This window comes from Peribacillus sp. NPDC060253 (assembly GCF_042727425.1).
GTDB lineage: Bacteria > Bacillota > Bacilli > Bacillales > DSM-1321 > Peribacillus.
On record NZ_JBHXAS010000209.1, the window covers coordinates 1 to 4,882 of the forward strand.

A 4,882-nucleotide genomic window follows, 5' to 3' on the forward strand; every position below is an offset into this window, starting at 1 on the left:
AATCTATATTTTTCTCTAATTTGTTTATAACTTCTTCAATTAATATAGAAGCATACCCTTTTTGTCTTAAATGTAAAGGAGTAGCAATTGACCCAATCCCTCTAACAAGTAAGTCTTCAGAAAGATTTAGTTCATATACTATTAGGGAACTTAATAACTCTTTTGTATCAGTTTCCTCCAGAACATACCATTTCCCCTTTTTGTACTTACTGGAACCCTGACACATCGTTACATATTCCTGAGAAAGCATGTTGTCTCCCCAAACATCATAGCCCATCATATAAACTACTTCCATATCCTTGTCTGTTGCTTCTCTAATTTTTTTCAATCTATCTCTCCTTATAACTGTATTTTCTTATAGACTCACTTCGCCTTTCAAAGTTTAAGTCCTTTATTTATGGAACTAACCTGCCCCGATAGTTGCATAAGAAAAGGAGCTGCTGATAAGCTCCTGATAATGGAGTATAACACCCTTTAGTTCAACAAAATCAATTAACTTTATTATGCAGTTCAAATGACTCATCAAAGCCATCCCATTTTACATTTATTTGTATAGCTTCATCTTTACTTACTTTTGATCCACCTTCTGAACTTCCACTAGTTGTAAATACTTTTTCGCTAGGTGGTTCAGTGTATGTCTCTGTTTTTCTCCCGCTTTCAGTGATTGTTTCATAAGTGTATTCAAGTTTTTTCATGGAAGACAGCTCTTCCAAAGACCCCTTATATTTTAATACAAGTTCATAGCTATCTTCGTTAGAGTAAGCTGTTTTACCGTCATCTTCTTGCCATAATTCGGTTCCTTTATAAGAATATTTGGCTTCCCAATGTTCGCTTTCTCCTATGAATTTATAATCATTGTTAATGGTTTTCGGATTATTATCTTTTTTAGTGGTGTCCGAACCACAAGCTGTCAAAACCATTATTATAAATAATACGGTGAGTATTTTTTTCAACTTAATTCCTCCTCAATGGTCGAATTGAATCCTTTTTCAATTTTACCATTTAAAGGTTTTTGGTTGGGTTTCTATTGGGGAATTTTCATTCCACTAACCTGCCCCTTTAGTTCCATAAAAAAAAGCTGCCTTTAAGACAGCTCCGATCTTCAGCTAAAGAATCGCGTCCTATTCTTGATGATAGATTATATAACTAAAACTTTCCTAGGCAACGGGATAACTGCGTAAAAATGAAAATGAGTGTACCATCTTTTTTGCAAAATTTAATGGAGGTTCAATAGATTGAATGTGAATATACATTATTACAGGATCAGTAAATAACCAGTGATTATGTAGGGCACTCACAATCAACCCCTGTTGGACAATTGAATAAATAAAACTAGGAATCTCTTCTTGTAAAACAGCGATTTCAGCCAAATTTAATGCATTACCACTTTGATCCAATGATTCAAATAAGACTCCTGCCGGCACAACAGAACTGCTTTGGCGCCCTTGAACTAGCACCTTAAAATCGCGGTGTAATGATACAGAACAACTACCTTGATTTACGTTACTTTTCCCTTTAAGGAGAGTAGCAAATTGTTCACAAATTGAATTAAAGTTATTCATCTAACTGGCCTCCCTTTACTAATAAATTTATGTTGTTTGACACTGTATTATGTTTAAAGGAATCCCTTTTCCGTTAGCCTACCAACTCCTCCTATTCAGCTATGCAGGCTAAGGTCCCCTTAATGCGAACATGGAATGTAGATTGATAATCGATCGGAAATGGTGCTTTCATAATCGAGTATGTGTAGTAACGTTCTCTGTCGTTGAATACTTCTCTATTCTAGTGGCGTAAGCCACACTATATAAAAGCGACATCTGGTCACACTATAATACGGGCTATTGGAAGTTGTTACTTCCTACTAACAATTCTAGATATCTTTTACCTGACTAATATAAAAAATGATAAATGCATAAGATAGACTTAAAATTTAGGAGGTATACTTTGAGGAAAGTGAAATACATTTTCGGGATCATACTTGGCTTTTATTCTTTGTAATCTATCAAAGTTGGTTCCATAATAAGCCGGTCCAAAGTTTATAATATTCTGATCGGAGAATTTACGTATGCCCCTTCAACGAAAGGATTCAACTGCTGGTGTGTTCTTGCAACCAATGCAAGATTCCTTGATGCCTCAGAGTCTTGTTTCCAAGTTGTATTCCACTCCAAATAAAACTTCGGACTACGCCAAAAAAAGCAGTCGCCTCAGGAGAGATTCTACTTACAGCGCCACCACAGTTCAGAAAAAGGAAACTGGATTCGGTTCCGGTCGATTCTTCTAGGAAACTGCGTATGATCTTGATTGCTTCATATGGAAGTAAAGCACCCTTTAATTTAAGTACACTTCTTCACAAACCTGTTCTTTATGAAAAATTTCTATTGCTTATATGCCACTTGAATACATGGAAATCCGAAAAAACCATTGCATACGCAAAAATGAAATTTGGAAAGAATTTAAACGACTAAACGATCTTGTTGAAAATTATCAATACCAACTGCTCGAACTTTACCTTCTCGATATAATTCTTCCATAGCCCGCCAAGCACCATAGTAATTATTTTATGGTTGGTGAATCACATATAAATCAATATAATCTAGTCCTAAACGATCCAATGACTTTTGAAAACCTCTTTTTGCCCCTGCATAATTAGTATCTGTTATCCATAACTTAGTCGTAATGAATAACTCTTCACGTGGCACACTACTTCTTTTACTCGCCCTTCCCACGGTTTCTCTTTTTTTAGTCAACAATAAATAGGCAGCCCAATTTTTTTGTCCATATAGGACACTAACCCCTCTTTGTACATAGCCTGAAAGGGTAAACAAAAAGGGAGGATTTTTTGAATGTATAACTATAATTACGCTTTTAACCATTATAATGTGCCTTATTATATAGATGGAGAACGAATACCGGGCCCGGGCGGTGGTCAATGGGATGGACATGGCGGCGGTCATGGCGGCGGTCAATGGGACGGACACGGTGGTGGTCATGGAGGCGGTCAATGGGACGGACACGGTGGTGGTCATGGTGGCGGTCAATGGGACGGACACGGTGGTGGTCATGGTGGCGGACATTGGGATGGACACGATGGTGGTCATGGTGGCGGACATTGGGAACACGGGCAATGGGTTCCACGCTGTAGGAGAGTATGGGTAAATGGATTTGGTTGGACTTGGATTTGTAGGTGGTGAAAAAAAGACAGCATATTGCTGTCTCTTTTTTTCGCTTTTTCTTCGTATTGTACTTTTCTTAAATTAACTGCCGTGTGTTCCTCATTCAAATTACGTTCAAATTCTGCAAAGGCTGCGAACAGGTGAAACATTAATTACCTCGTTGCGTTGCTTTTGACTAAACTGCTCCTTTAATTCAATAAGAAAAAGACTGATGTACAGCTCTTGGTTTAGTAAAATCACGTTAACTTGATTTTACCAATATAAGAGACCTTTGCTATTGAATAACCCGTCTCTTCTAACATCTCTCCTCTGAGGAATTCTTCGTGTTGTTCATTATCTTCTATCCCACCTCCGATATAAAAAGATATGACTATGTCTCAATAATTTTTAAAAATGATTTGGAAGTTAATGCAAATAATAAACTTCAAAAAACAGAGATTGAGGATGACTACATCAAGATTATTATAGGTTATGTAGAATTATACCTTTTAATATAAATAGGGATAGCCCAATCACTATCCCTAACAATACTTATGATTTCGATTAACGAGTTTTTCCACCTAATTGTTGTTCAGCCATTTGCACTAAACGTTTTGTAATTTCTCCACCAACAGATCCATTTGCACGGGATGTTGTATCAGCGCCAAGTGTAACACCGAATTCACTAGCGATTTCGTATTTCATTTGTTCTAGAGCTTGCTCTGCACCATTAACCACTAATTGATTACTGTTGTTATTTCTAGCCATGTTGTCAGCTCCTATGAATGTAATGTGTTGCTAGTCATAGGTTTTGATATTGTTAAGAGTTATATACATAGAATTTAAAATTAAATTGAGGAAGTGATGTAGTATAATTAAAAAACTCACCTGTAGATCTATAAGAGAAGAACGTCGGAAACCATTGTAGCCACCGGGTTGCACGGTAGTTGCATAAAGAAAAAGCAGCCTTAAAGACAGCTCCGATCATCAGATAACGCACCCGTTAGTTGAACAAGGTTTTTACCTTCTCCCTTAATTTTTCAATTTCTTCAATCATTAGTTTCGGTTCTTCTTTAGATGTTGTCTTCTTTATCTCTTTTCCCTCAAACACCTTATAATCAATCAATGTCTTCCAAAAGTGTGCTGCTCCATCTAAAATGGATTCTAAAAACTCTTTTTCAGGCAATACAGCTTGTGCAAAAACCTCAACAGGTTCCCAATCACCCACAATAGAGAACTCCAATAAATTGTTGTTTACTGAGACTAACTTCATAAGATATGGATCGACACCATATAACATTTCTACGTTCTCCCCGCCTAAATAACGCTCAATAGCAACCGTATAATTGGACCATAAATCTAACCCACTGGGAACATCGATTCCTACCACGATCTGATTGTTATAACTAATTGTTATAAGCATTTGAATATGCTCAGGAGTAAATTTCCGATGGTCAATAATTTCTCTTAATTTTAAAGAATCATCTATGGATATATAACTCGCTTCAAGGTCTGTATGGTCATAAGAAAATAACTCTAAGTACGTTTTTATTTCAAACATAATTAATCTCCTATTAAATTAGTCTATTCTTTTTTATAGCTGAACGACCTTCAACTATCCTGCCCCTATAGTGCCATAAATCGAGTAGGAGGAGGCGCCTAGCCTCCGACCTCTCACACCACCGTACGTACCGTTCGGTATACGGCGGTTCAGTTTAAGTCTGACGCAG

Annotated in this window: 7 protein-coding genes and 2 pseudogenes; 1 reads left to right on the forward strand and 8 read right to left on the reverse strand. The window is 36.8% G+C overall.

All coding sequences use genetic code 11. The features are described 5' to 3' along the window. The 6 genes and pseudogenes from ACFWE9_RS25935 to ACFWE9_RS25960 form a co-directional block, all read right to left on the reverse strand. On the reverse strand, positions 1-328 hold a 328-nt coding region (locus tag ACFWE9_RS25935; protein ID WP_377359526.1), incomplete at its 3' end, for a GNAT family protein. Positions 329-488: 160 nt separating this feature from the next. Next, positions 489-953 (reverse strand): hypothetical protein, encoded by a 465-nt coding sequence (locus tag ACFWE9_RS25940; protein ID WP_230162806.1) that lies wholly within the window; start codon positions 951-953, stop codon positions 489-491. A 204-nt stretch (positions 954-1,157) separates the two neighbouring features. Then, positions 1,158-1,562: a DUF1259 domain-containing protein gene (locus ACFWE9_RS25945; RefSeq protein ID WP_230162804.1), complete on the reverse strand. Its 405-nt coding sequence runs from the start codon at positions 1,560-1,562 to the stop codon at positions 1,158-1,160. 124 nt (positions 1,563-1,686) lie between these two features. Beyond that, positions 1,687-1,776, reverse strand: a pseudogene (locus ACFWE9_RS25950) (SRPBCC family protein); the annotation flags it as partial. A gap of 147 nt (positions 1,777-1,923) precedes the next feature. Beyond that, positions 1,924-2,067, reverse strand: coding sequence for a BBE domain-containing protein (locus tag ACFWE9_RS25955; protein WP_377359529.1), 144 nt, complete (start codon positions 2,065-2,067; stop codon positions 1,924-1,926). A 392-nt stretch (positions 2,068-2,459) separates the two neighbouring features. Further along, positions 2,460-2,732, reverse strand: a pseudogene (locus tag ACFWE9_RS25960) (aldo/keto reductase); the annotation flags it as partial. 111 nt (positions 2,733-2,843) lie between these two features. Between ACFWE9_RS25960 and ACFWE9_RS25965 the strand changes: the two are divergent. Further along, positions 2,844-3,191, forward strand: a complete 348-nt coding sequence (locus ACFWE9_RS25965) for a hypothetical protein (RefSeq protein ID WP_230162802.1) — start codon at positions 2,844-2,846, stop codon at positions 3,189-3,191. Positions 3,192-3,716: 525 nt separating this feature from the next. Here the strand turns inward: ACFWE9_RS25965 and ACFWE9_RS25970 are convergent. Together ACFWE9_RS25970 and ACFWE9_RS25975 are read right to left on the reverse strand one after the other, a co-directional pair. Continuing rightward, positions 3,717-3,920, reverse strand: coding sequence for an alpha/beta-type small acid-soluble spore protein (locus tag ACFWE9_RS25970; protein WP_230162800.1), 204 nt, complete (start codon positions 3,918-3,920; stop codon positions 3,717-3,719). 235 nt (positions 3,921-4,155) lie between these two features. Further along, positions 4,156-4,713 carry a hypothetical protein gene (locus ACFWE9_RS25975; protein ID WP_230162799.1) on the reverse strand — a complete coding sequence of 186 codons (558 nt, stop codon included), beginning with the start codon at positions 4,711-4,713 and terminating at the stop codon, positions 4,156-4,158. Positions 4,714-4,882: the final 169 nt, after the last annotated feature.

Coding starts and splice junctions, on each gene's coding strand:
- ACFWE9_RS25975 (WP_230162799.1), bottom strand. CDS start 4,713: ATGTTTGAAATAAAAACGTACTTAGAGTTATTTTCTTATGACCATACA.
- ACFWE9_RS25965 (WP_230162802.1), top strand. CDS start 2,844: ATGTATAACTATAATTACGCTTTTAACCATTATAATGTGCCTTATTAT.
- ACFWE9_RS25945 (WP_230162804.1), bottom strand. CDS start 1,562: ATGAATAACTTTAATTCAATTTGTGAACAATTTGCTACTCTCCTTAAA.
- ACFWE9_RS25970 (WP_230162800.1), bottom strand. CDS start 3,920: ATGGCTAGAAATAACAACAGTAATCAATTAGTGGTTAATGGTGCAGAG.